The following is a 25744-nucleotide window of genomic DNA, read 5'->3' on the forward strand; positions in this document are numbered from 1 at the left end:
TCCTTTCTAAACATCTTTCATTAACCAATTATTTCCAACAACTCTCCACAATTCCTATACCGGTCATCCAAATTCCCCGCCAGGCACTTCATCACAATACCTATCTGTCTATCTGACAAGTTCGGAGCGGCATTGGATAAATATGACCTCATGTCGCTTCCATGGGGCGCTCTCCCGCAAAGCAACCAATACCAGATTGCACCTATGGAGTATATATCACTCCTGCAATCTCTCAATTTCGGGTTTTCCTGTAATGCAGGATCAATAAAAGCTGAGGTTAGATAACGTAACTTCTGAAAGTATAGGAAAATCAAGGTTTTCGAGCGGCGGACAAGCATGATATGTACTAAAAAATCGAATATCGGCGCATGAGCGGCGTTCATATTCCCTGCCGGGGAGATGGAACGCCGCTTTTTTATGTCCAGACACCGAAAGGAGCGGAAAGCCATGCCAGTATTCCGCGTGGAAAAGAGTAAGGGCTACACGGTGATGTCGAACCATCACCTGCGGGACAAGTCCCTGTCCCTGAAAGCCAAGGGCCTGCTGTCGCAGATTTTGTCACTCCCGGAAGATTGGGATTATACCTTGACCGGCCTGTGCTATATCAACCGGGAGAGCAAGGACGCTATTCGTTCCGCCGTCAACGAATTGGAGCGGGCCGGGTACATCGAGCGCCACCAGACCACGGACGAGGGCGGCAAGTTCAGCAGCAACGAGTACATCATCCACGAACAGCCCATTTCTTTGCCGCCGTCGTTGGATAAACCGTCGTCGGAAAACCCGACAACGGAAAAACCGCCGTCGGAAAATCCAACGCAAATAAATAAAGATAGAGTAACTAAAGACCAAGCTATTACTGACCCATCAATTACCCATTCCCTTCCCTCCCTTTCGCCCCCTCCCGCTAGGGCTGTTGCGGCTTCGCCGCCGGAAAGGAACGGAACGGAAGTGTCAGCGCCAATGATAAAATGAAAGAAAACGCCGAGGAAAAAATGTAGTTTTGTGGCGGAGAGGAGGGAAAAAAGATAGACTCCCAATCAGGGCGAAAAAGAGCCCGGAAAGGGAGTCAGGAAATGAAAGGAGCACAGTGGATGGAAATCCGAAGCGACAGACAAAAAGGGCTGAGCTATGTGGAGCTGGGCCGGAAGTACCACATGGACCCGCGAACAGCAAAGCGGTACGCGGAATCGCCGCAGAAGCCGGAGTACACATTGAGCGAACCCAAGCCAACAAAGATGGACTCGTACAAGCAGATCGTGGACGAGTGGCTGGAAGAGGCGCCGTATTCAGCGCTGCGGATCCTGGAGAAGCTGCGGGAGATGGGATTCAACGGAGGTTACAGTATTGTCAAGGCGTATGTGAGCAGCCGGAAAATGGACTTGAATGAGAAAGCGACGGTACGGTTTGAGACGATGCCCGGGAAGCAGGGGCAGATGGACTGGGGATTCTTCGAGGATCACCTGGTACACGTTGATACGGTGCCATCAAAACGCATTTCGGTACTTTGGAGGATACCCGGAGGAGATTCTGTACGATAACATGAAGCAGGTAGTCATCAAGCGGCTGCTGAAGCAGGAGGATTCCACGATGAACCGGCAGTTTGAGGACTTCGCGGGATTCTATGGATTCAAGCCCATTCTGTGCCGGCCATATCGGGGTCAGACGAAGGGGAAAGTAGAGCGGACGGTGCAGTTTGTCAGAGATAATTTTATGGTGGGGATCAAGTACAACAGTCTGGCGGACTTGAACGGACAGGCCCTGGCCTGGTGCAACAAGGTGAACGGGAAAGTACACGCCACCACCAACGAAATTCCCTTTGAGCGGTTGAAAAAAGAAGGACTGAGCCCTCTCTCCCGCGAGTACATTATCGACAAAATCAACCTGAGGCGAGTACAAAAAGACTGCCTCATCTCCTACGCCGGCAATCAGTACTCCGTGCCAGCGGAGTATGTCGGCAAAGATGTGGCAGTCGTGGCCCTCGACAGTATGCTGGCTGCGTATTACGAGGGGAAGCAGATCGCTCTGCACCGAGTATCGTACCAAAGGAAGGACATGGTTGTCAATCCTCAGCATTACCGAAGGCTTACGTTGAAGCAGACGATGGATGCGGAAAATGTTCTGCTGGAACAGGGCAAAGTAATAGATTTTCCCTTGAAACCATCGGATTTATCCAGATATGACGAGGTGCTGTATGACTGAATTTACTATGGACAGGCTGAGGGAAAACCTGGAAGCCCTTAAGATGAAAAACACCCTGGAGATTCTGGACAATTACCTGGAACGGGCGGTGGCGGACAAGCTCAACATTGTGGAGGTTTTGGATCACATTTTCTCAGAAGAAGCCAAATCCAAGCGGAGACGGGCCTATGAGAAGCAGATCCACTGGATAGCTCTTAGCGGCTTTGCCGCTTAGAGCTATCGCGTCCCCCTTGCGGGGAGATGTCCGGCTTCCCCATCAAGAAGACCTTGGACGACTTCGATTTCTCTTTCCAGCCCTCCATCGACAAGCGCCAGATCGACGAACTGGCCACCATGCGCTTCCTGGAAAACGGGGAGAATGTGGTCTTCCTTGGCCCGCCCGGCGTGGGCAAGACCCATCTGGCCTCCGCCCTGGGCCTTGTGGCGGCACAGCATCGCTTTTCTACCTACTACATCAACTGCCATCAGCTTATTGAGCAGCTCAAGAAGGCCCACTTTGAGAACCATCTGCCGGACAAGCTCAAGGTTCTCGCCAAGTACAGGATGCTTATCATCGACGAGATCGGCTACCTCCCCATGGACATCCAGGGCGCAAACCTGTTCTTCCAGTTGATTGCCAGGCGATATGAGAAGACGTCCACCGTCTTTACCTCCAACAAGACCTTCTCCCAGTGGAACGAGGTCTTTGCCGACGTCACCATCGCCTCCGCCATCCTGGACCGTGTCCTGCATCACTGCACCGTCATTAACATCAAGGGCGAATCTTACCGCCTGAAGGAGCGCAAGGAATTTATGCGCCAGAAACAGCAAATCGTGAACACTCTTTTTGAACAAGGAAACGCTTAGTTTTGTTACCCCCCCCTCCGCCGAAAAACAACAAAATTTCTTCGGCGTTTTCTTACAATTTCATATCGGCGTTGACAGCGATAAGCTGTGCCGGGAAAACGGCCTGTCCGTCGTCGTCCCCGGCAAGGGCAGCAAGGGAAAGAGCTACGCGGAGTACCAAGCGGAGAAAACGGGAACGAGCTGGAAAGGCAAGCTGAAAACCGCTGTTGACGCGCTTATCCCCCAAGTGTCCAGTTTTGAAGAATTGTTGCAGCGGTTACAGGCGGCGGGCTATGAGATAAAGCCGGGAAAATATGTGTCGTGCCGCGCACCGGGGCAGGAGCGTTTCACCCGCCTTAAAACCCTCGGCACGGACTACACAGAGGAAGCTATCAGGGAACGGATAGCCGGAAAGCGCACCCGCGCCGCCAAAGCCCCCAAGCAGCAGCAGGGCGGCGTCAGCCTGCTTATCGACATTGAGAACAGTATCAAGGCGCAGCAGAGCCGGGGCTATGAACAGTGGGCGAAAATCCATAATCTGAAACAGGCCGCAAAGACGATGAACTTCCTGACGGAACACAGGATAGAACAGTACGCGGATTTAGTCAGCCGGATAGATGAAGTGACAGCCGCCAGCGAACAGGCCGCAGCCAGCCTAAAGGACGTGGAAAGGCGGCTTGCAGATATGGCGGTGCTTATCAAGAATGTTACCACCTATCAAAAGACAAAGCCCCTCTACGACGCATACCGCAGGGCAAAGGACAAGGGGCAGTTTAAGGCAGACCACGAGCGCGGCATTATCCTCCATGAAGCGGCGGCAAGGGCGTTACAGGCCGCGCAGATCGGCAGGAAGCTCCCCAGTGTCGCCGCCCTCCAAGCGGAGTATGAAAAGCTGCAAGTCCAGAAAGAAGCCCTTTACGCCGACTATGGCAAGCTGAAAAAACAGGTCAGGGAGTACGATGTTATCCGGCAGAACATAGACAGCATTTTGCAGCGGGAACGCCAGCCGGAAAAGGAGCGGCAGACAGAGCGTGAATAATATCCCTTTTGCCAGTAGAAAGTACGGGAAAGGCGTGGTATAATAGGGCTATCAATACATACGGGGGCTTTGGCATGGGAATGCAGAACACGCCAGATATTGAAACGATACGTGCCGCCGTTGCTGGGGAAGCGTGGGCATTGGAAAAGGTGCTTGCCTGTTACGACGACGAAATTAACCGCCTTGCGACGGTAAAGGAGCGTCAGTCGGATGGGAGCATGAAAGTCGTTGTCGATGAAGATATGCGGCAGCAGCTTATCCTAAAATTGCTTGAAGCAATCCCGCAATTCCCCATTGAGGGCAAGTAGACGCAGCTTTGCCATCAATGGAAATGCCGACTTGTGGAAAAGATACAGACGCGAAGCGGGTGTATCTTTTCCACAAGTGCCACAAGAGGGCGTAGCTCTCTTGTGAAAAAAGAAAAGGAGCTTTCAAAATGGATATTAGGATTTTAACACCAGATGATTACTTGCTGATTATGGAACTGGCACCTGATGATGAAATTATGACTTCAATGTTTTTAAGTGTTGCCGCAGCCATAAAAGCCGGATTTGACGGAATTAGCTATACATACGGGGCATTTATAGATGGAATGATAGTAGGGTTTATATACGGCTTTGTCTTACCCAATAAAACGCTACTTCCGCAATACCTATATGTTGACACTAATTATCGTGGTCAAAAAATAGGAAAACGCCTTCTTGAAACATTTGAAAAAGAATCAAAATGCACTTGTTCAATAGCATATTTTGAAAAAGGGCTATGCAAATATTATGCAGAGCAAGGCTATATTATAGGTAACTCTGTCGTTGCCCTTAAAGAATTATCGTACAACCCGAACGAGAAATAACAAAGGCGGGGCGCGGCAGCCAAGTATGGCCACCGCGCCCCGCCTTATATGTGGGTGCAGCTCTTATGTGCCTGTTACGCAGTAGAAGCCCATTTTAGAGGGCTTGAATGTAATTCCCTTGCTTCCTAAAAAACACGCCCGGAAAGCCGCATAAAATGGGGCTTATTTTGCCCCTACCGCGTAACATGGGAGCGTCGTTTCCTCATGCGCTCGGCGGCTTGCTTCCGGGTGATACGCTTCCGGCAATCGGGGCAGTATTTCACGCTGTTGGAGCTGGAAGCAAAGGCCGCGCCGCATACGGTACAGCGGCGCAAGTCCTCCCGCTGGTACAGCTCGGCTTGCAGCTCCCTATCGTCCGGCAGGACGGCGGCACGAAACCACTTGCACAGCAGCGAATAGGAAATAAGCTGCGGACAGACGCACGTTTCCCCGTCGTCCAACAACAGGCAATTCCCGTTGTCGTAGTTACAGCAGGATTTTTTCACAAGGGCGTTGACTTTCCGGCTTTGCTGCGGCGTCAGCCGTTTCAGCCCGTTCATTCGTCGTTTGCGGCGAAAACGGCAAGCCCCGCAAACTCCGCTTCGGTCAGGGCGTCGATCTTCTGCAAGGCGCGTACCGCCAGCTCTTGCATATCCCCGTCCATGAACGGCAGGGCGGCGTTGACGCGCTCGAACAGCTCCCGCTTGTTGCCTGTATTGTAAATGCTCAAAAGGTTTTCTTCCTCAACGGTCAATCGAATCATGTTCATACCTCCATTTCGTGTTTCTTCGATTTCGCCGCCGCCTTTTTCGGGGCGGCTGTTTTCTTGTCTGCGGCAAGCTGCGCCCGGATAGAGGGGCGGGGCTTACGGATTTCCCTGTCCCGGTTCTCGTCCTTGCCGATCAGCGCATACGTCCCATGTCTGCCCTCAATTTTGGAAAAGGAAAGGGTCTTATAAGGCAGCATGGAGAAAAGACGGTCGGTGTCCTTTGTAGACGCAAGCTGCATAAACGCCGGGGCGATCTCCACCATGAAATGCGTCTTGTTGGGGCTGTTCAGCCTGTCCAGCCCTTTCATGCGCTCCACAATGCGCCGCGCTTCATGCTCAATCAAACCATCGTGCAGCGCGGCGACGTGGGCTTTGAAGTCCCCCGGCGTCAGGGCGTCCCGGCTGTGCTTCTCCGCTTGCAGCACTTCGCGGAGTGCTGCGGGGTCGTTCGGCAGCGTTTCATAGCGCAGATACTTTCCAAGGCGCGGGTCGGGGGAAGCGTCGAAAAACTCCCTTGCGGGCTGCTCCCTGTCCCCGTAGGCATAGGTCAGGCGCACCATGTCGGCGGGAACCGCCTGCTCCTTGACGCGCTGGTAGTGCTGCGCATAGTCCAGCTCATACAGATTGCCCCGGATTTTCCCGTCCTCCACGCCTGTAAGCTCAATGGCATAGGCCAGAATCCTGTCGCGGGTCTGCTCCTTGTGGAAACGCCAGGTATTGTGCGGCCCTGTGTCCTTTAGGAAAACGTCGCGCTCCCTAAAGCAATACGTCCCCGACGGGCGGGAGAGCCAGAGAAGCGTTTTGTCCGCTGCGTCAGGGCTTGCCGCCGCCTTTGCGATAACCTCCTTGTCAATCTCCAAATCGCTTTGGTAAAAGCCTGTATTTTGCCGCATAAGGGCATTGAGGGACGCGAACACGTCCACATTATCAAACCTTTGCATGGGTCAACTCCTTTCCAAGTCCTGCGACTTCGTTTTTGCCGCCGTCTTTTTCTGCGCCGCCCGTTCCTTATCGGCTTTGAGCTGCGCCCGGATAGAGGGCTTCTTTTCCGGCATCCTGCCGCCGCGCTCCGAATCGGCCTTGATTGCGTCGGCAAGGTCAAGCAAGGAAATCTGTTCCCCAGCCTGTACCTTTGCTTCCAACTCGTCAACGGTGGGCGGGGGCGGGGTATTGTTGATGATACCGTCAAAGCTGTTGTCGTTCTGCTCTACGGCGTCCTCAATGTGCTTTATGGGGCTTTCCGGCTGCGTGGCGGCAACGGCAAACGCCCGTGTGCCATTCCCCATGATGAAATACTTTCCGTCCTCCGATTGGTGGTGAAAGCCATATCCGGCGGCTTCCATCTGTTCGCGGGTCATATCGGTAACATGGAAGCTGCCCCGGGGCGTCCTGATTTGCTCCCCCGTCATACGGGCGTCGGGGGTAAGCTCCTGCTGCTCCCGCAAAAACTCCGGCACCTGCTGATAGCCGATACTGTCAACATAGTGGGCGGTGTCCTGTCCGGCCTGATGAAGCACTACCACGTCGGAAACGGAAAGGCTGTGTCCCTTAAAGTCTGCGGGGTGGTCGATGTTGAAGCAGGTGAAAATATCGTCCAGCGACATATCCGGCGCAAGGGGCGCGGTATAGATCAGGTCATAATTCGCCGGGTCAACGGCAAGCCCCGCCGCCTGCAAGCGGTCGTAAGGCTCAAAACGGAAATCCCGCGTTTCGTCCCCGCGCTTTAGCTGGTAGATGGAAAAGGTGTCCTGCGTTTGCGGCTGGGCCTGCTCCGGCGCGGGGGCTTCGGCGGCGGGCTGCTCCTGCGGGGTCTGTACCGCCTGTTGCTTCTGCGCCCGGATATGCGCCCGCTGTAACTCGGTGGGCTTCTCGCCAGTAATGGGCGCAATGGCTTTCACATAATCCGCTGCGTAGTAGGCGTTTGTGGTAAGCTGCCGCTGCCATGCCCCCTCTTTGGGCGACCAGCGGAAGCCGTTGTGTTTCAGTTCTTCCCTTGTTGCTTCGTCGGGCTTGCCGTCAAAGAAGATTTGCAGACGGTTAGCGTCGGTATTCGCTTCCACCTTGCCGCCGTCAAACTCCCAGCCTACAAAGCCGATTGTCTTTTGCTGTGTGAGGGAAGCAATGCGGGTTTTCAAGCGGCGTATTTCTGCGCTGTTGTTGGATAAAGCCCACGAGGGGTAGGGTACGCGGTCATAGGAAGCCATGCCAGCCACCAGTTTTTGCCCCTGTTCCGGCGAAAGGCCGGGGCAGCCGTCAAGTGTCTTGTGCTTGCGGAAATAGGCGTTTACCGCTTTCATTTTCTCCTGCAACTTTTCCAAGCCCACCAGTTTGCTTTCCAGTTTGGGGACAGCCTGCGGGTCGTCCGCGCTGATACCGCCCATACCCGTACTGCGGATTTTATCAAGTAAGCCTTGAATATCCCGCCATTCCTCCATATTCCTATCCCGCGCCGCGTTCTGCTTTTCTTTCTGCCTAACCGGGAAATTAGAACCGCCAGTAATCAGAATAGAGGGTACGCGGGCTTCAATGGCATAGCTGGCATTTAAGTTTGCCGCCAGCTTCCGGGCATAGGTATCAAGCAGACTGTCTATTTTCTCATGGTACATCGGGTCTACCCGCGCTTTTTGACGCTCCGCGATCTGTATGGCTTCGTCAATGTAACTGCGGTAAGCTGCCGTCGCGCTGCCCGGTTTGTAGCTATCAAAGCTATTCATTTCCTTTGCGCGTCGGGCGGCGGCTTCGTTAATGGGATAATAGGTAACGGACGCTTCCGGCTTCGCTGCGGCCTGCTCCGGCGTGGGGGCTTCGGCGGCAGGGGCGTCCTGTTTCACAAGATTTCCGTCCCGGTAAGCGTAGCCCTGTGTAGCAATCGTTTCCAGCGTTTCAGCCGTAACCTCTCCGGCGGTCTGTATGTCCGCGTCGATCAGCATTTGTAGCGTGGCCTTTACCTCGCTGGAAAGCTCCTGCTGCTGTTCAGGGGGCAGTTTATCAAAGACAGGGGTTTCCGGCTCCTGCGGCTGTCCCTCGGCGGCGGGGTAAGGCTCGTAGCCTTTGGCGGCGTATTCCTCGACGGTCATTCCTGCGGCGGCGGCTTCCTGCGCGATTTCCTCCCTGACGTGTTCCTTGTACGCCTGAAGCTCCGGGTCAAAGTCGGCAAGCCGTGGCGCGGGCGGCAATTCATAGTCGCCGCTGTTGAGCTTCCCCCGGCACTCGGCAACATAGGCTTGTACGGCGGTGTGATAGGCCGTTTCGGGCGGGGTCAGGCTATCGCCGCTTTGCATTGCGGCGGTAGCGGCCTGCTCCATCTCGGAAAGGGCGCAATGGAGTTTCAGATAGGGGACAAACTCATGCAGCAGCATAGCCCGCTGTTCCTTGTCCGCTTCCAAGGCTTCCTTGCCCTCGGTGTGCAGCAAGTGGTTTTCCCAATCCGCGTTGTTCTCATAGTGGGCGTGGTATTTTTCGATATGGTCTATCAGGCTCCCGTCGCCGTCGCCCAAATCCTGCCGCCCCTCGTAGTGGTCGGCTTCGCCGTCAAAGACGCAATCAATGGCAAACTTCGTCTTGTCATAGCCGGGGCTTGCAAGCTCCGCTTCGTCAAGGGAAGCAAAAAGGGCGTTTGCGCGGGAAAGGGGCATGGTTTCTCCCTCCCGCAGCCCCGCGCTCTCGCTCCAAATAATCGTAACGGTAGGCTCGGCGGCAAGGTCGGGGGCCGCTTCCTGCGGCGGTTTGTCCTGCTCCGGCAAATACGCGGCTACATCGTCGGACGGCTCCCCCGGATTATCCGGCAAATTGTCCGGGGTGGCTGGCTCACTCCATTGCTCAAAACCGGGCTGCGGCTGCTCCTGCTGGGCGGCCTGCTCCCGCGCCTGTTGCAGCTCCGCAAAGTGTCCGTCAATGCTGTCTATGATCTCGGCGGCGGTGGTGCGGATTGTTTCAAGGGACGCTTTCAGCTCCGCAAGCTCCCGCCCGCTGCTCCACCCGGCGACGTAGCCAAAGGAATAGTCCGACGTATCAAGCCCGTAGTGCTGGCAGACGGTGTACGCCACGCTTTCGGCCTGTACCTCCCTTGTGCGGCGGTCTGGCCTGTCCGCTAAATCCTCTTTCGGGGCGTTCAAGTCAATGTCATGCAGCTTTGCGTGAGCGATCTCATGGATAGCGGTTTTAAGGGTCTGTAATTCGCTCATGCCCTCTTGAATGGCAATCCGTTTTTCTTCCAGATGGTAATAGCCGTGAGATTTGCCCTCGATGTTTTCAAAGCCAACGGGGACGGGTGAGGTCTGTTCCAGCGCGGCGAAAAAATCATTGTAGCGGTCAACGTCCCCCGTCAGCTCGTCCACCGCAATGTCGGGCAGCTCCCGCCCCTCGGTCTGCGAAACATCAAAGACAGATACCACCTTGTAGGCGGGGACGGTGATTTCCTGTTCCTCGGTGACGGGCTTCCCGTCCTTGCCGATGATGGGTTTCCGCATCTGCGGGTCTAACTTCTCCACTTCCCGCTTGACCTTGTAGGGGGACGGCGCAAAGATTTTAATGCCCTTTTCACCCCGCTTGACATTGCGCCCGTGGGTGTTCTTCCATGTATTGAAGCCCGCCACAAGGGAAGCGTCGGGGGCTTGCATGGCAATCAAGAGCGTATTCCGAAAGCTGTAATTATGGAACTTCGACATAACGCGCAGATAGTCCTTATAGCGTTCACTGTCGAACAGCTCCGCAATGCCCTGTTCCAGACGGTCGGTAATCTCCTTTATCTTCTCGGTGGGCTTCTCGGAAGTCAGGACGATAGGGACGACGGGGCGCGGCTGCGGGGGTTCGGCGGTCAGCGTCGCGGCCTGCCCTGTGCTGATAGCGTCAAAGTCCGCTTTCTCCGGGTCAGGACGCGCCGGGGGCTGGGGATAGCTCATAATGCGGTATTCCTCCGGCACGTCCCGTCCCTCGTAGTGACGCTCCCATTTGTCGCCGCTTTCCACGATATAGCCATAGGGGGTGAAGCTGCCGCGCTCCTGCTCGGCGGCATTGCGCCCAAAGGCCGCAAGGTCAATGCCCTTTTTCCATTCTTCGGGCATATCCACCATGCCGGATTTGTTCAAGTAGTAGTCACCCAAATCCCGCACCGTCTGTACTCCGGGGATATGCACGAAAAAGTCAGGGTTATAGGTGTAGTCGATGATCTGCCCGATGTTCTCAAAGCCCTTTTTCCGCTGGGCTGCGGCGTTCAGCGCGTCAAGGTCAGCGGGGGTAAGGGCTTCCAGACGCGCCGCAAGGAAATTCAGCTCGTCAATCCCGGCGGCGCGTACCATGTCATAGGGTAGCGCAAGGGGCTTATCTATGGGGTAAGAATACCCGTTGATGAAAAAATCCTGCGGATTGTCGGCGGTGATACCGACGCTCTGCATAGCCGCGTGAAGCTGCTCCACCGTCGCTGGCATGGAGAGCCACGCGCTACTTAATTCTCCCGCTTCAAAGCGGCTGCGGTTGTCAATTAAGATAGAAAAAATTTCGCTCAATCGTTCGCTCCTTTCTTCGCTCATCATGCGGTGCATAAGCTCGTAATCCTCCGCGCTCATGCTGCCGTCAAATACATAGGGGTCAAAGTCCCCCTCCCGGTAGGGCTTTTCCGAAAACGGAAGTCCTGCGGCGTGGGCGGCTTCCCTCGCTTCCTCGATCTGCTCCGGCGATAATGCGTTGTCGTGGGCTTCGATAAAGTCAGCGATATTGTTATAGCCGTTCTCATAGTGGCGGCGCACTCCGGCGGTCAGCTCGGTAAGGTTCATGTCCTCGCCCAAGTAGCCGCAGTAATAGCCGTTCAAAACAACGGCGGCGGGGTCGGTCTGCTGGATTTCCTGCAAGCGGCTCCTGTCCTCCGGCGTAAGGGTGTCGTCCATTTCAAGATAGAGATAGTCGCTGCTCCATGAACGCCCCTCCCGCCAGAACGCTATCCACGCAATGCCCGCCCGCAATTCGTCCTGATAAACCTTTACGGCGTCCCGTAAACTCGCCATAGCGTTCCTCCTTTCCGCATAAGGGTTTGGGACTATCCCAACAAGCAAAATCCCCGTCCTGCACCGTAGCGCAAGGCGGGGATTTTACGGAAGTGGGTACCCGCTTCCTATGCTTGCTGCGTAAGTTCTCTGTCCCTCGAAACCGTAGCCCGGTAGTTGACGTACTTCCCGCCAGTGTCGGCTAAAAGCACCAGCCCGTCGTAGGTTTTACCCGTTTTCGGGGAGTACAGCTTTTTCACTTTCGCCTTGCCGTCTTTCAGCAGCGCGGCGGCGATTTTCGGGGTAAAGGCGGTTTTGCGTTCCTCGAAAAAGCGGTCATTTTTCCACATGGTAAAAGCGCAATCCCGGTTCCCGCAATAGTAGTTCTTCCTGCCCTCGTAGACGCTGCCGCCGCAGCGGGGGCATTTGCCGATAACGGGCTTGTCCTCCTTGAAACGCGCCTTATCCGCGTCGGAGATATTCGGGTGGGCCTGCACCAGCTCCCGCGCCATAGCTTCAATGCCGCGCATGAAGCCGTCCGCGTCGGCCTTGCCCTTTGCGATCTGCGTCAGGGTGTTTTCCCATTCAGCGGTAAGCTGGGGAGAGGTCAGCACGTCGGGGAGAACAGCCACAAGGCCGTTGCCGTCCCCTGTGGGGATAAGCTGCTTGCCCTTGCGCTCCACAAAGCCGGATTTCACCAGCTTTTCAATGACGGCGGCGCGTGTGGCGGGAGTGCCAAGCCCGCGCCGTTCCGCATCCGGGTCAGTGTCCTCGTTCCCGGCCCGTTCCATAGCGGATAAAAGGCTTGCTTCCGTGTGCTGCTTCGGGGGCGTGGTGTCGTGGGCCGTCACCTTAACGGCGGGGCGGTCAAAGCTCTGCCCCTCGGCAAAGGGCGGCGCGTCCAGCGCAAGGGCGTTTTCCTCGCCGTCGGTATCAGGCTTCTTTTTCAGCGTCGCCCGATAGCGGCGTTCAAGCTCTTTCCAGCCCATGCAAAGCACCGTCTTTCCCTTTGCCGTAAACTCGCCGCCGGCGCATTGGAAAACCGCCGTAACCACTTCGTAGGTGTGCGGCTCGGCGGCGGCGAACAGCAGCCGCGCCCCGGCAAGGGTCAGGATATTCCTTTCGCTTTCGGGCAGCGCGGCAAGGTCGGCCTTTGCAAGCTCCATCGTGGGGATAATGGCGTGGTGGTCGGAAACCTGTCTGCTGTCAAGGATGCGGGAAACATCGGGGGAAAACTCCGCGCCCTCCATAAAGGCCAGCTTGCCGCACAGCATAGCGGCGGTGCTTGCCGCCGTTTCCCCCATGTCGTCGGTTAGATAGGTGCTGTCCGTCCTCGGATAAGTCAGCAGCTTCTTTTCATACAGGGCTTGCGCCAGGTCAAGGGTCTGCTTCGCGGTGTAGCCGAAAATGCGGTTGGCTTCCCGCTGTAAGGAAGTCAGGTCAAAGAGCTTCGGCGGGGCTGCGGTTTTCTTCTCCCGCAGAACGGAAGTACAAACGGCCCGCGACGCTTCGCAAGCCGTTTTAAGTGCTTCCGCTTCGGCGGCGTCGGGGATCTTCGCGCTTGCCGCTTCCGCGCCGGAAAGGCCAAGGCGCACATGGTAGTATTTCTCTTTCTGGAAATGGGAAATAGCCGCGTCCCGGTCAACCAGCATTTTCAGCGTCGGGGTCTGGACGCGCCCCACGTTCAAGGTCTTTCCATACAGGCAGGAGAAAAGCCGGGTGGCGTTGATACCGATAAGCCAGTCGGCCTTTGCGCGGCACAGCGCGGAAGCGTAGAGGGCTTCGTACTCGCTCCCGTCTTTCAGATTGTCAAAGCCTTGCCGGATTGCCGCCGTTTCCATTGAGGAAATCCAAAGGCGGCGCATGGGCTTCTTGCAGCCCGCCATATCGTAGACAAAGCGAAAAATCAATTCACCCTCGCGCCCAGCGTCACAGGCATTGACAACCTCGGTCACGTCGGCGCGGTGCATAAGCTCTTTAAGGGTCTTGAATTGCTTTCCCTTGTCCGGGGAAACGGTGTACTGCCATTCCTGCGGCAGAATCGGCAAGCTGTCAAGCTGCCACTTCCTGTACTGTTCCCCGTAGGCGGCGGCTTCCGCAAGCTCCACCAAATGCCCGACGCACCATGAAATGAGGTAGCCCCCGCCCTCGATATATCCGTCCTTTTTGCCGGAAACGCCAAGGGCGGCGGCAATCGCCGCCCCGACGCTGGGCTTCTCCGCAATGACTAACGCATAGCTCATTCTTCCTCGCCCTCCTGTTCCTCCGGCTCGTCCTCGTCGTACTCGTCAAAGTCGAAATCGTCAAGGTCTGTGCTGCCTTTGACGGCCTGCTTCGGCTTCATAAACTTGAAGTAGTAGAGCGCACCACCGCCGCCGATCAGGGCGACAACAAGGAACAGGACAAGCCCGCCCATGCCGCTTTTCTCTTTCGGCTGCTCGGTGGGTTCCTCCGGCTCCGCTGCCTTGCCGCTGCAAGTGGTCATGTTCGTAGCACATACGGGGCAAGCCGTATTCACCTTTCCGGCTTCGCATTTGTCGGTACAGCTACAAACGGCGGGGGCGGGCGTCGCGCTGCCGCCGTCCTCGTCGATAATAGCCAAAAGGTCGGCTTCGTCCACCTGATTCAGAAAATGGACGGTGTTATTTCCGTCGGCGGCGTTGTCAATGACGATGTAAAAATAGTTGCCGCCCTTGCTCTGCACCACGATAAACTGCTTATCCCCGGCGGCGTCGCCGCTAATGTCGTCCACAAGGGTCATGTTGCCCTCCGGGGTCAAGGGCTGCGGGTCGGGTGTTTCCACCTTTACGTTGCTGTCGTCGGTGGGGGTGTCGTCGCCCTGTGCGTAGGCGGTGACGGAAACGCTGCCAAAGCACATAACGAGGGCCAGCAGCACAAGGAAGCTGCGCACGATTTTCTTATTCCTCATTCTCTTTTTCCTCCTGTCCGTCATAGTCTGCGGGGGCGGCGGCAATGCCAGGAATACCGCCCCCGGAAAGCATAGCCGTAAGCTCCTGCGGGGTCAGGCGCATAGAGCGCACGACCTGGACGATTTGCAGATTTTCCGCTTCGGTTTTCTGCGCTTCCAGCCCTTTCAGCCTGTTTTGATACTCGGTGATCTTCTCGCGGGTCTTTTCGATCTCCTTGTCAATGCGGTCAATTTTGTTTGCCATACTGTCATTACTCCTTTCCGTAACGCTCTTTCCAAGCGTAGCTGCGCCCCAAGCCTTTCACTTTGATAAGGTGGGGCATGGCGTTTTCTTCAATGGCAATCGCCCGCTGGTACAGCGCGGGGTACTGCTCTTTCAAGGCTTCAACCTCCTGCCGCTTCATGCTGGTGCAGAAAAAGCAAGAGGATTTTCCCGGCTGCGGCAAGCCCGCCGCCCAGATTTCCCGGACGCAATCGCTCCGGCTCCACCCCCATTGTTCAATCAGGGGATAGATGTTGTGATATTTCTTATCGGCTTCGTTGTACTCGCGGGAATGTTCATACCGCTTCACTTCGCCAGCGTCATAGCCGATATAGCGGTTTACCCTTTCGCCCCGCGCCCATACCTCCCGGCATGGGGCATAGTTGTTGCAAAACTTCTCCTGCGGCCCAATCTTGTGCTTTTGGGAACACCGCTTATAGCCATAGGCGATAGAGGGCAACGTATGGGAACGCAAGCACTCCATTTCAAGGGTCAGGCGGTTGCCGTAGCGGTCTACATTCTCCACAACGGTAATCTGCGGCATACCGTGGGCGGCAAGCCACTCATTCATCGTCACAACGAATTGATAGGTGTGGGGCTGCTCCGCGCCTGTGTCCGCAAAGGTGATAAGGTCAACGGGGATATGGTGATTGTAAAGGCCAACAAGTAAGGCGGCACTATTCGTGCCGCCCCCAAAGGAAACTATATTGATTTATCGCACCTCCATTTTTGATGTTTTTTCATATCGGTATTTCATTTGCGCGGGGTACAGGTCGGCGGCTGGGCGTCGGCTTCCTGTCCAACGCTTGCCGCCAGCCAGCCCCGCGCACGTCCACCCGGCAGCGCGTAGACTTGCGCCGCTCTCGGTGTCCAGCGTGTAGGTGATGATCTTCTCGTAGCCCATAGCCCGCGCCGCCCGCCACGCTGCGGCATAGAGCATACTGCAAGCGTTTTTCGTGCCGTCCGTACAAAGGCGGTTGACTTCCAGCGTCAGGCCGTTGTCCAGATAGCGGCTGACGGGCCGCCCCACGATGGCAACGCCCACAAGCCGCCCGTCTGCGGTGCAGCCGATGGAAAACTTATGCCCGGTAACGGGCTTATGGTGGCGGTGGTGCTGGGCGACAAAGGCGTTGGCTTCCGCAAGGGAAACGGGGGTCAGGGTAAGCATTGGCTGTCCCTCCCGTCAATCCCAATTCATCAGACCGTAGCCGCGAATGACGCTGCTTCCCAGCGGATAGCTCTTGATTTTACAGGCGTCGCCGGAATTGCCCTCGACGGTGTAGACGCGCTCCCCGTCGGTGCCGATCACAATGCCTACATGGTCGGCGTCGCCGGAGTTGTCCCAGTCAAAGAAAATCGCGTCGCCGGGGGCAATGTTGGTATAGTTCCTGTCGCCCCATTGTCCATGAGAGGTAAACCACGCCATACCGCCGGACGTGCAGCCAGCAAAGCGCGGTTCGGATAAGCCCATCTGATTGTAGCACCACGAAACGAAACAGGCGCACCACTCGACACGCCCATTAAAGCCGTACCAGCTCCAATAGGGATAGCCGCCCACGTTCCCCACCTGTGACTTTGCAATGTCCACCACAGCCGTATTGCCGGGGCGCGTCCCATTGATGAAATGAACGCCGCTCAAATCCTCGGACGGGGTACTGTTCGCAGAACCGCCGCCAAAGATAAGGGGCTTGTTGCCGCTTGTTTCCAGATACACCCGGAACATATCAAGCTGCTCCGGCGTTAAAAGGCTGGGGGCCAGCGACGATATGGGCGTGTTCGTCAGGGACACATTGAGGATATAGTAGTTATAGGGTACTTGGACGGTATAGCTGTTGCCCTCGCTGTCCGTCCGGGTTTCTGTGCGGTAGCGCACTTCGACGGTGGGCGTCACAGTCAGGGTGTATTGCTTATCAAAGACGCGCTGCAATTCTGCCTGTGCGCTTGCGAGGGTATAGCTCTGCAAAAGGGCGGTCAGGTAGGAAGCCAGCTCGTGGGGATTGTGGAAAATGTCGTCAAGGTCATAGCGGTATTCGTCATAGCCCGGATAGGTGCTTTCGATGTTGTCTATCTGGCTTTGCAGCGCAGCTTCCTTTCCGGCATAACTGTTTTCCACCGCCACAAGGTCGCTGTCCTCCGACGTATAGGACGTACCCAGCACCCCGTTTATGGTGCCGGAGAAAATAGAGGAACAGGACGACAGGCCGGAGAAAATCATCACAGACAGCAGAAGCGCGGCGACGGCGATTATCACGCCTACCGGGTGCCGCGCCACAAAGGAAACGGTTTTTTTCGTTTCCTCTGCGGTCTTTTTCGCTGCCTTGCGGGTGTTCTCCGCTGCCTTTGCCGCCGCAGCCGCGCCGCCCTTTTTCATGGCCTTTGCATACTGCCGCTTGATACGCTGCTTCTGCATAAAGCGGGAAGCGGGGTTGGACGCGGCGATCTGCGGGTTATCCTGCAATGCCTTTTGGTACAGGTAGTTGACGTTGGCCTTTTCTGCCGCCCGTTCCGCTTTCGCCGCCGCCCGGTAGGGTTTGAGCTTGTGGCTGCGGTAGCCCTCCCTGACTTTCCGCGCCCCGTATTTCAAGCCCTTTTCCGCTGCTTCCTCGGATTTGTGCGCACCCTCCACGCCGGAATTGTCCTTTTCAACGGAATGTACCTTGTTGTGGACGAAAATACCCGCCTCCTGTGCGGGGCGGGAAAGAGGGCTGTGCTTGTCCTTAAAGCCGGGGGGCCTGTCGTGTTCCTCAAAGCGCAGGCGGGTCTTGCCCTTGCCTGTGGCTTCGTCAAAGGTACGCTCCCGCACCAGCTTCTTTTCTTTGGGGATAGCCGCCCTTGCAGCGTCCAGACGGTCGGCGGCTCTGTCGGATTTCTCAATATACTTGCCAAGCTCCGGCGTCGCCCGTTCTTCCTCGGTGAATTGCAGACGTGACGATCTCGCCCCCGCCGCGCCCTCCCGCTGGGCTTTCCGCACCGCCTTTTTAGACGCTTTCCGGGTCTGTGCGCCGCCGATATGCTCCATGACGCGCTCGGCGGTGGCGGCGTCCTCCTTTGCGGGGGTAACAGGCAGACGGGGCAGCGGGGCAGCGTCGGTGGCTGTGGGGTCAAGTTGCGCCGCCGCGTCCTGTGAGGCCTGCTGCTCCGGCGTTTTCTGAAAATCCGCGTCCTGCTCCCGCTGGCTGATACGCTGGGCTGTCTGCTGGGTTTCGTTGACTTCGATAGCCCCGTCGCGGGTCATTTTCTGCGTGATCTTATCGCGGGGTTTATACTGTTTTATGGTGCTTCACCTCCAATTCGCGCCCTTGCAAGGGCGCAGTATTCGCTGTTCAGCTCAATGCCGATATAATGGCGGTCAAGGGTCTTTGCCGCAAGCCCCGTCGTGCCGCTGCCGAAAAAGGGGTCAAGGACAACGCCGCCTTTGGGACAGCCTGCCAAGATACAGGTTTCCGCCAGCTTCGGCGGGAACGCGGCGAAATGCCCGCCCCTATACGGGACGGTGTTTATCAGCCACACGTCCCGCCTGTTGCGCATGGTGGGGATAAGGGCGGGGTCGTAGTAGCCGCCGCTCCTTGCCTTGTTCAAGCCCTGCACCTTGCCCTGTCCCGGTACCTCTGCGGCATATTTGCTGCTTGCGCTGCGGCTGGATTTGTACCTTGCCGCCGTTTTGGGGGCGGTCGGCTCCGCAACTGCGGCGGCGTCATAGTAATACTGCTTTGACTTCGTAAGCAGAAAGACGTGTTCATAGCAGCGGGTGGGGCGGTCTTTCACGCTCTCCGGCATGGGGTTTTCTTTCTGCCAGATAATATCGCTGCGCAGATACCAGCCGTCAGCGCGTAAGGAGAACGCCAGAAGCCAAGGAATCCCGATCATGTCCTTGTGCTTGCAGCCTGCCGCTGTCCGGGCAAGGGAAAAGCCCTGTCCGTTGCGGCCTTTGGGATATTTGGGGTCGGTGTAGCCGCCTTTGCTGCCTGTGCCGCAGTAGGTGTCCGAGATATTCAGCCAGAAAGTGCCGTCAGGACGCAGGACGCGCTTTAGCTCATGGAAAACCGCCGTCAGCCGTTCTATGTACTGCTCCGGCGTGTCCTCCCGCCCGATCTGCGCGTCAAGCCCATAGTCCCGCAGGGCGTAGTAGGGCGGCGACGTTACCGCGCAATGGACGCTTTCGGCGGGAAGCTCCCGCAGGGCGCACAGCGCGTCCCGGTTGATGATGGTGTCCGCTGTCATGCGCCGCTCACTTCCTCCGGCTTCGTCGTCATTACCCGGTACAGCTCCGTATCTTTCGGGAAGCGGTCTACAAAGGGGAGAATGACGTTGCCGTAGAACAAAAGCCCCTCGCCCGCTTCGGTGTGGGTAACGTACTTCATCTGCTGGGGGGAGATATTGAGCTGCTTTGCAAGGATAGCCCTGTCGCCCGCCGCCTGATTGAGCATGAGGACAAAATCGCTGTTCTCAAAGATATTTTCCACTTCCCGGCTGCTCAAAAGGTCTTTCACGTTCTGCGTAATGGCGGTGGGAATCCCGCCCCATTTGCGAAAACGCTTCCAGATTTCAACACTGTAAGCGGCGGTCTGTTCCTCTTTCAGCAGCAAATGAAACTCGTCCATGTAGTAGCGGGTGGACTTCTGTTCGGCGCGGTTGACGGTGACGCGGTTCCATACCTGGTCTTGGACAATGAGCATACCCAGCTTTTTAAGCTGTTTGCCTAACTGTTTAATATCAAAGCAGACAAGGCGGTTGGAAAGCTCCACGTTGGTACGGTGGTTAAAGACGTTCAAGCTCCCGGAAACATACAGCTCCAACGCCGCCGCGATACGCGCCGCTTCCGGCTCCGGCTGCTTCAAAAGCTCGTCGTACAGGTCGCCCAGAATCGGCATTTTCTCCGGGTCGGGGTCTGCAAGGAACGGGCGGTAGACGTTGCGCACAGCCCGGTCAATGACGGTCTTTTCCACAGGCTGCAAGCCCTCCTTGCCGCCTACCACCAGCTCACACAGGGAAAGAATGAAGTCGGATTTCAGCGCAAGGGGGTTGTCGTCCTCGCTGTAATTGAGGTTTATATCCATCGGGTTCACATACTGGCTGCTGGTGGGGGAAATGCGCACCACCTGTCCGTGAAGCCGCTGCACAAGGGGGTAATACTCCGCTTCGGGGTCGCAGATGATTATGTCGTCGTCTGTAATTAGGAAAGCGTTTGCCATTTCCCGCTTTGCCGCAAAGGATTTGCCGCTTCCGGGGGTTCCGAGGATTAACCCGTTGGGGTTTTTAAGTTGCTTGCGGTCACACAAAATCATGTTGTTAGACAGGGCGTTTAGCCCGTAGTACAGGCTTGCCCCTGTCTGGAACAGCTCTTGCGTGATAAAGGGGATAAAGATAGCGGTGCTGCTGGTGGTAAGTCCTCTTTGAATGGGGATAAGGTTCTCCCCAAGGGGGATAGAGGACACAAGCCCCGCTTCCTGCATATAGTCAAGGCGGGTCAGCGCACAGTTGTATTTCTGCGCGATACCCGCCGCCGCGAACACGTCATTGTTCAGCTTCCGCTTTGTGTCCGCCATATTCACCACAAGGAACGTGAGCAAAAACATTCTTTCATTCCTGCTCTGTAAATCCTGCAAGAGATTTTTCGCTTCGCTGCCGAACGTGGCAAGGTCGGACGGAATAATGTCCATGTCGTAGCCGCTTCGGACAGCTTTTTTCTGTTCCTCAATCTTCATTTTGTCAAGGTCGGTGATCTTGCGCTTGATGGTCTTGATGGCTTCGATCTGGTCGATACTGCGGATATGCAGATTGACGATCACACCCGTTTCAAGGTCGAGAATGTCCGCAAGCATACGGTCATTCAGTTCCGGCGCAAGGATTTCAAGGAAGCTCACCGCCCCCAGCTTGCGCCCCATGCGGAAATAGCGTCCCTCGCCAAAGCGGAACGAGGACGGGGCGATAAAGTCCTTTGTGGAAAGCCCGGACGGGGCCAGCCAATCCCACGAGAAGCGGAACGGTTCGCCCTCCGGGTGGAAAACGCCGTGTAGGGTCTGCAAGCGTTCATAGCCTGTCTGCGGGCGGGCGGTCACGCCCAGCACCTTAAAATTGTTCAGCACATCGGTTTCAATACGGGAAAGCCGCGCCTTTGCCGCCGCAAGGTTATCCGTTTCAATGGAGAACGTGATATACTTCTGCTTCACAAGGCCGTTGTTGCCCTTTTCAAGCTGATTTTTCAGCATATCGGCGTACTCGCTGCGGATAGAATTGAAAGCGTCGGCCTGCGGGGGAATGTCGATAGTCTGCTGCGCCTTTTCCTGCTGCGCCCCCTGATTGATGAAAGAGAGCTGTACCGATACGGAAGCGTCAAAGTAGTTGAGGAAATCGCACCAGTTTTCAAAAATGGCGGTCTTGTCGTCGGCCTGCGCAAGCTGGTAGTTTATATCCTCAAACGCGATACTCTTTGAATACCGCTTGTCCGAAACATGGCAGATACCGTCCGGGTACATCTGGATATAGGGGATAGTCTGCTGGGCGGTATGGGGCTTGCCGTCGCCCTTTGCCCTCTGGATAACGGCTGCAATCTCTTTCTTCTCTGCGCGGGTCAGCTTCCTTTTAGCCCCTGCGGGGGCGGCTGCTGTGTTTTGTGCCTTTGGCAATCGCTGATACCTCCTTTTCAAGTTTCCGCTGCTTTTCCAAGACAGCGTACAGGTTTTCGGTCTGATAGGGCCGCTCCTTTGGACGGATAAACTTTGTTTCCGCAATGTTTCGGATTACCGTTTCAAGGGGCTGCCCGTGTTTTTCGTACATGGCAAAGAGGAAACAGGGGAGCATGACGGCGCACATCAACGCCGCCGCAACGGTCGTCCCGGTGCTTCCTTTGAGCAAAAAGAAAAGCGGCAATCCCATAGCGAGGGCTGCCGCAAAGCAAACGATCTGCCGCTTCGTCAGGCTGAGTGCGACTTTCGTTTTTACTTTCGTCAGGTCTTTGGGTACGGGTACATACGCCAAGCGATAACCTCCTTTCCCGCCCTAATGGGCACTAAAGATGGATTTTGCCAACGCGCCGGACTTGAACAGGGAGAAGCAGAGGATAACGGTGTAGGCTGCAAGGGAGAAAATCGCGCTGTGCAAATTGTCCGCTATTATCATGCTGTTTACCAAAACCGCGTAAACGCCGACGCATATCATAATCAGGAAGCCCTGAAATCCGAGGGCGATAAGGGATTTGAGGTAGTTGTTTCCAATCTGCCCCCACTCCCGGTTTGTCATTGTTGCGAATGGAATAGGCGCAACCGAGCAATACAGGTATATTTCTATCATTCTGCCGTACAGGATAACCGTTATCAGCACCGACATGATTTTCATGCACAGGCTGACAAGGCTTGTTTCCATGACAAGCAATAAGAGTTCGGGGATTTCCATAGCGTCAAGCCCGGCCTGCATGGACGATAGGGCGGCGTCCACGTCTATATTTGTGTTGCCGCCAATCACGCCCGCCGCGCCGGAAACGACGTGCTGCGCCATATCGAACACAGCCATAGTAATATCAAAGGTGTGGGTGACGAGATACACCGCCACCCACGCCTTGAAAATCCACTTGAAGAACATGAACGTATCAATGTCGTGCATATTGTTCTTTTCCGTTACCATGCTGATTAGCTCGTAGCACAGGACATAGGTAATGACAAGCCCCGCAATGGGGACTATGACACTCTCCGATAGCGTCCGTATCATGGAGAATATGCCAGCGTTCCACCCTTGCGGGGTCTGCCCTACCTCTGCGGCGATTGTGCCGACTTTTTCGTTTACGTCCCCGAACATAGTTGACAGATTACCGTTGATGGCTCCTATCAGGATTTCCTTTATCCATTCGTTAATCGCGTCAAGTATGCTCTGCATAGGTTCTTACCCTGCCGCTTAACCGAACAGGCCGGACAGCAGGGGTACGAGGGTGCCACCGATCAGGGCGACACCGCCGCCCGCCATGAGCTGCTTCATGCCCTGGCTTTTGGCACCGGGATTGTCGTTGCCGTAGCCCTCAAGCAGATTGATAACGCCCCAAATGCCGAGGCCCGCGCCCAGCGCGATAACAAGGGTCTGAAGAACACCAACCGCAGAATTGAAAAATGCCATAGAAAACTCCTTTCCTGCCGCGATTCGCGGCTGCCCCACAAAGGGGGCAAAGGGCGGTCTTGCCGCCAAAAAAGCCGCCATTGCTTCCGGCGGCTGCGTGGGTATGGAAAACCGCGCCCGGTGGGGGCACGTATCATGTAGCCGATGTTTACGTTTCTGATTGTGTTACCACCTCCTCAAAATCTGCCGGATATGGGAAAGGCGCAGACGGATTTAACCGCGCTGCGCCTGCTGTTGTTCATAGAGCCTTTCGCAAGCGGCGATAAACCGCCGCATTTCAGCCTGCCGCTGGGCTTCCGTCAGGGGGAGAATCAGCGGCATACCAAGCGGATTGTCCTTGTCCAGCTCAACACGCACTCCGTACTTTGCGGAAAGCTCCTTGCAGCGTTTTTCACGCTCCGAAACCATTTCCTGATAGCAGAGGACAAGCCCGTTGACCGTCCTTGCCATTTCCCGGTTTTGCTGCTTCTTACTGATACGCTTATTCATGGCCTGTGTCCTCCTGTAATTCGTCGGCGTCGATCTCGTAGTAGTCAAACACTTCATCGGGCTTGACGATGGCGGGGCGTCGTCTTAGGTGCTTCTCCATGTCAAAGGCGTTTTTCGGGTCAGCGTCGGACAGGTGCCTATACTGCGGGTGCTTCGTTATATCAAACTTATCCGAGAAGAACGGGCGCACCCCGCGCACCTGTAAAATGCACTTGCCGCCGTCCATGACAGCGATTTCGTCCTGTGTCATAAGCTCTTTCCCCAGCTTTTGATAGTTCAGCCCGTGGGACAGCTCCCGTCCCCGCGTTTCGGACGTGTTGAAGCTGTCAATCGTTTCCTTGCCGAGTATTTCCGAGATTTCCTTTAGCGTGGATTTCTCCTTGCCACCCAAGAAAAGGGTGGTGTCGCAGTTACCGACTATGGTATCGGCGTTGTCCTTGTAAATGGCCTTTAGCTGCGACTGGCTTTGCAGGATAATCGACGCGGAGATTTCCCGGCTTCGGATAGTGGCAATGAGCTTTTCAAACTTCGGAATCTGCCCGATGTTCGCAAACTCGTCAAGCAAGCAGCGCACATGAACGGGAAGCCGTCCGCCGTACACATCATCGGCCTTGTCGCACAGGAGATTGAAAAGCTGTGTGTAGAGGATAGATACGACAAAGTTAAAAGTGTCGTCCGTGTCGCTGATAATGACGAAAAGGGCGGTTTTCCTATCCCCCAGCGTGTCCAGCTCCATTTCGTCGCTCTCCATCAGCTCGCGTAGCTCCCGAATGTCAAAGGGGGCCAGCCGCGCACCGCAGGAAATGAGGATAGAGCTTCGGGTCTTGCCAGCGGAAAGCAGAAACTTCTTGTACTGCCGGACGGCAAAATGCTCCGGGTCTTTTTCTTCCAGCCGTTCAAACATCAGGTCAACGGGGCTTTGAAACTCCGGGTCGTCCTCGCGGGCTTCGCTGGCGTTAATCATTTCAAGCAGCGTGGTAAAGTTCTTTTCGTCCTCCGGGGCTTCGTAGTGGATATAGCCAATCAGGGCGCAGTAAAAAAGCCGCTCTGACTTCACCCAAAAATCCTCGGTAGATTTCTCGCCGTCGCCTTTGGTGTTGGCGATTATGGTATTTACCAGCTTCAAAATATCTTTTTCACTCCGCAGATACGCAAAGGGATTGTACTTCATAGATTTTTTGAAGTTAATCGTATTCAGTACCTTGATACGGTACGGCTCATAAACGGGCTTCCCGTTCCGCATAATGGGTTTTCCGTCTTTTCCCAGCTTCGGCGCACCACGGGCAAGCAGCTTTCCACATTCGATTAAGACTGTGCCTTTCGGGTCTGTGACAACATAGCTGCTGTGCATTTGCATAAGCGACGGCTTGACGAAAAAGCGGGTCTTGCCGCTGCCGCTCCCGCCGATCACAAGGATATTTTTATTCCTCGCGTACTTCGGCTGCTTCGGGCGGCTGTTCATGGTGAGCCGTTCTGTCTGGGTTAAGGGGATATTGTTCTCAAATACGGAATCGACATAAGGGGCTATGTCTTTTGGCCCGCCCCAACGCGCCGAACCGTACTCCATGCCTTTCCTGTACTTCTTCGCGTTCTTGCCTTTTACATAGACGGCAAGCCGGATAAGGAGCGCACCCGCAATCCCGATTAAAAGGTCTGTCGGGTGGAAGCTGGGGGCTGCGCTGGAAAAGGCGGCGGTAAAGCCCTCGCCCATGTGCAGCAGCTTTTGGCTTGCGTCCGCACCGGGGGCAAGGCGCACCGCTTCGCCCAGCTTGTCAAAGAGGTAGACAAAGAGAAGATAGGGGGCGTTTAGGATAAGCTGCTTCTTGATTTCCGGCTTCATAGGGATTCCTCCTGCACCTTGTTTTTCACCTTTTGACGGTTGGTGTTGAGCTGCTTTGCCTTGTCCCGGAACGCTGCCAGCACCTTACGGATAGACGGCCTTTGCTCCTGTGTCAGCTTCCTTGCGGAAAACTCCTTAAAAGCGGCGGTCAGCACGTCGGCGTCCCGCCCTTTGAAAAACACAAGGTAGCGGGGCGGGGTTTCCGTGGCGTCCTTTTTCAGCGCGTAATCAATGCCGTACTTTTTCGCCGTACTCTCAAAGGCTTTGATATTGCCGTCGGTGATCTCGATATTGGAAACGCCCGCGTTCTGCTTCATAAGCTGGCGCAAGGTCTGTTTTCCGTGGGGGATTGCCTGTTTATCAACCTCTTTTTTTACTTGTGAAAGTACCTCTTTCATGGCCTTTTGCAGCATTTCGGCGGTGAGCTTCGCCCCCTTGATGGACAGGGCCACTACTTTTTCGTTGACTTCATCTTGCAAATA

21 protein-coding genes and 4 pseudogenes are annotated in these 25744 nt (G+C 55.7%); 7 read left to right on the forward strand and 18 right to left on the reverse strand.

Annotated features, from left to right (window positions below; genetic code table 11):
• Positions 1-447: 447 nt before the first annotated feature.
• From VV088_RS07060 to VV088_RS07090, 7 genes and pseudogenes are all read left to right on the forward strand, one after another.
• Positions 448-793 (forward strand): annotated as a pseudogene (locus VV088_RS07060) (helix-turn-helix domain-containing protein); the annotation flags it as partial.
• A 280-nt stretch (positions 794-1073) separates the two neighbouring features.
• A complete protein-coding gene (locus VV088_RS07065) occupies positions 1074-1538 on the forward strand; it encodes a hypothetical protein (protein ID WP_334600070.1) in 465 nt (154 codons plus the stop codon).
• Between the two features lies 1 nt (position 1539).
• Positions 1540-2199: a Mu transposase domain-containing protein gene (locus VV088_RS07070; RefSeq protein ID WP_334600071.1), complete on the forward strand. Its 660-nt coding sequence runs from the start codon at positions 1540-1542 to the stop codon at positions 2197-2199.
• Positions 2192-3045 (forward strand): annotated as a pseudogene (gene istB / locus VV088_RS07075) (IS21-like element helper ATPase IstB). The gene VV088_RS07070 and the pseudogene istB overlap by 8 nt, the downstream one beginning before the upstream one ends.
• Before the next feature lie 76 nt (positions 3046-3121).
• Positions 3122-4063 (forward strand): annotated as a pseudogene (locus VV088_RS07080) (relaxase/mobilization nuclease domain-containing protein); the annotation flags it as partial.
• A gap of 74 nt (positions 4064-4137) precedes the next feature.
• Positions 4138-4371, forward strand: a complete 234-nt coding sequence (locus VV088_RS07085) for a helix-turn-helix domain-containing protein (protein WP_334599541.1) — start codon at positions 4138-4140, stop codon at positions 4369-4371.
• 128 nt (positions 4372-4499) lie between these two features.
• Positions 4500-4913 carry a GNAT family N-acetyltransferase gene (locus VV088_RS07090; RefSeq protein WP_334599540.1) on the forward strand — a complete coding sequence of 138 codons (414 nt, stop codon included), beginning with the start codon at positions 4500-4502 and terminating at the stop codon, positions 4911-4913.
• A 173-nt stretch (positions 4914-5086) separates the two neighbouring features.
• On the opposite strand, the gene VV088_RS07095 is transcribed toward VV088_RS07090, so the two are convergent.
• The 18 genes and pseudogenes from VV088_RS07095 to VV088_RS07185 form a co-directional block, all read right to left on the reverse strand.
• Entirely contained in the window at positions 5087-5452 is a 366-nt protein-coding gene (locus tag VV088_RS07095; RefSeq protein ID WP_334599539.1) for a cysteine-rich VLP domain-containing protein, read from the reverse strand.
• Positions 5449-5655: a transposon-transfer assisting family protein gene (locus tag VV088_RS07100; protein ID WP_334599538.1), complete on the reverse strand. Its 207-nt coding sequence runs from the start codon at positions 5653-5655 to the stop codon at positions 5449-5451. Before VV088_RS07100 ends, VV088_RS07095 begins: the two co-directional genes overlap by 4 nt.
• A 2-nt stretch (positions 5656-5657) precedes the next feature.
• On the reverse strand, positions 5658-6602 hold the full coding sequence (locus VV088_RS07105) for a hypothetical protein (RefSeq protein ID WP_334600072.1): 945 nt from the start codon (positions 6600-6602) through the stop codon (positions 5658-5660).
• Positions 6603-6605: 3 nt separating this feature from the next.
• A pseudogene (locus VV088_RS22730) lies at positions 6606-11645 on the reverse strand (YodL domain-containing protein); the annotation flags it as partial.
• Between the two features lie 122 nt (positions 11646-11767).
• Complete coding sequence (locus VV088_RS07120; RefSeq protein WP_334599535.1) at positions 11768-13882, reverse strand: DNA topoisomerase 3; 2115 nt, start codon at positions 13880-13882, stop codon at positions 11768-11770.
• Complete coding sequence (locus VV088_RS07125) at positions 13879-14568, reverse strand: DUF4366 domain-containing protein (RefSeq protein WP_334599534.1); 690 nt, start codon at positions 14566-14568, stop codon at positions 13879-13881. The genes VV088_RS07120 and VV088_RS07125 overlap by 4 nt, the downstream gene beginning before the upstream one ends.
• Positions 14558-14812: a DUF4315 family protein gene (locus VV088_RS07130; protein ID WP_334599533.1), complete on the reverse strand. Its 255-nt coding sequence runs from the start codon at positions 14810-14812 to the stop codon at positions 14558-14560. Before VV088_RS07130 ends, VV088_RS07125 begins: the two co-directional genes overlap by 11 nt.
• Positions 14813-14819: 7 nt before the next feature.
• Positions 14820-15542, reverse strand: a complete 723-nt coding sequence (locus tag VV088_RS07135) for a phosphoadenosine phosphosulfate reductase domain-containing protein (protein WP_334600461.1) — start codon at positions 15540-15542, stop codon at positions 14820-14822.
• Positions 15543-15998 (reverse strand): XF1762 family protein, encoded by a 456-nt coding sequence (locus VV088_RS07140; RefSeq protein ID WP_334599532.1) that lies wholly within the window; start codon positions 15996-15998, stop codon positions 15543-15545.
• Between the two features lie 15 nt (positions 15999-16013).
• Positions 16014-18065: a C40 family peptidase gene (locus tag VV088_RS07145; protein WP_334599531.1), complete on the reverse strand. Its 2052-nt coding sequence runs from the start codon at positions 18063-18065 to the stop codon at positions 16014-16016.
• Positions 18066-18100: 35 nt separating this feature from the next.
• Complete coding sequence (locus tag VV088_RS07150; RefSeq protein WP_334599530.1) at positions 18101-19051, reverse strand: DNA-methyltransferase; 951 nt, start codon at positions 19049-19051, stop codon at positions 18101-18103.
• Complete coding sequence (locus VV088_RS07155; RefSeq protein ID WP_442913106.1) at positions 19048-21456, reverse strand: VirB4-like conjugal transfer ATPase, CD1110 family; 2409 nt, start codon at positions 21454-21456, stop codon at positions 19048-19050. Before VV088_RS07155 ends, VV088_RS07150 begins: the two co-directional genes overlap by 4 nt.
• A complete protein-coding gene (locus tag VV088_RS07160) occupies positions 21413-21808 on the reverse strand; it encodes a PrgI family protein (RefSeq protein ID WP_334599529.1) in 396 nt (131 codons plus the stop codon). Before VV088_RS07160 ends, VV088_RS07155 begins: the two co-directional genes overlap by 44 nt.
• 21 nt (positions 21809-21829) lie before the next feature.
• Complete coding sequence (locus tag VV088_RS07165) at positions 21830-22699, reverse strand: VirB6/TrbL-like conjugal transfer protein, CD1112 family (RefSeq protein WP_160234885.1); 870 nt, start codon at positions 22697-22699, stop codon at positions 21830-21832.
• An 18-nt stretch (positions 22700-22717) separates the two neighbouring features.
• Positions 22718-22933 (reverse strand): Maff2 family mobile element protein, encoded by a 216-nt coding sequence (locus VV088_RS07170; protein ID WP_005928550.1) that lies wholly within the window; start codon positions 22931-22933, stop codon positions 22718-22720.
• Between the two features lie 213 nt (positions 22934-23146).
• Complete coding sequence (locus tag VV088_RS07175) at positions 23147-23422, reverse strand: hypothetical protein (protein ID WP_160234883.1); 276 nt, start codon at positions 23420-23422, stop codon at positions 23147-23149.
• Entirely contained in the window at positions 23415-25262 is a 1848-nt protein-coding gene (locus VV088_RS07180) for a VirD4-like conjugal transfer protein, CD1115 family (protein ID WP_334599528.1), read from the reverse strand. The genes VV088_RS07175 and VV088_RS07180 overlap by 8 nt, the downstream gene beginning before the upstream one ends.
• Positions 25259-25741, reverse strand: coding sequence for a PcfB family protein (locus tag VV088_RS07185; protein ID WP_066537568.1), 483 nt, complete (start codon positions 25739-25741; stop codon positions 25259-25261). The genes VV088_RS07180 and VV088_RS07185 overlap by 4 nt, the downstream gene beginning before the upstream one ends.
• Positions 25742-25744 lie beyond the last annotated feature (3 nt).

Source organism: Lawsonibacter sp. JLR.KK007 (assembly GCF_036941135.1).
GTDB lineage: Bacteria > Bacillota > Clostridia > Oscillospirales > Oscillospiraceae > Lawsonibacter.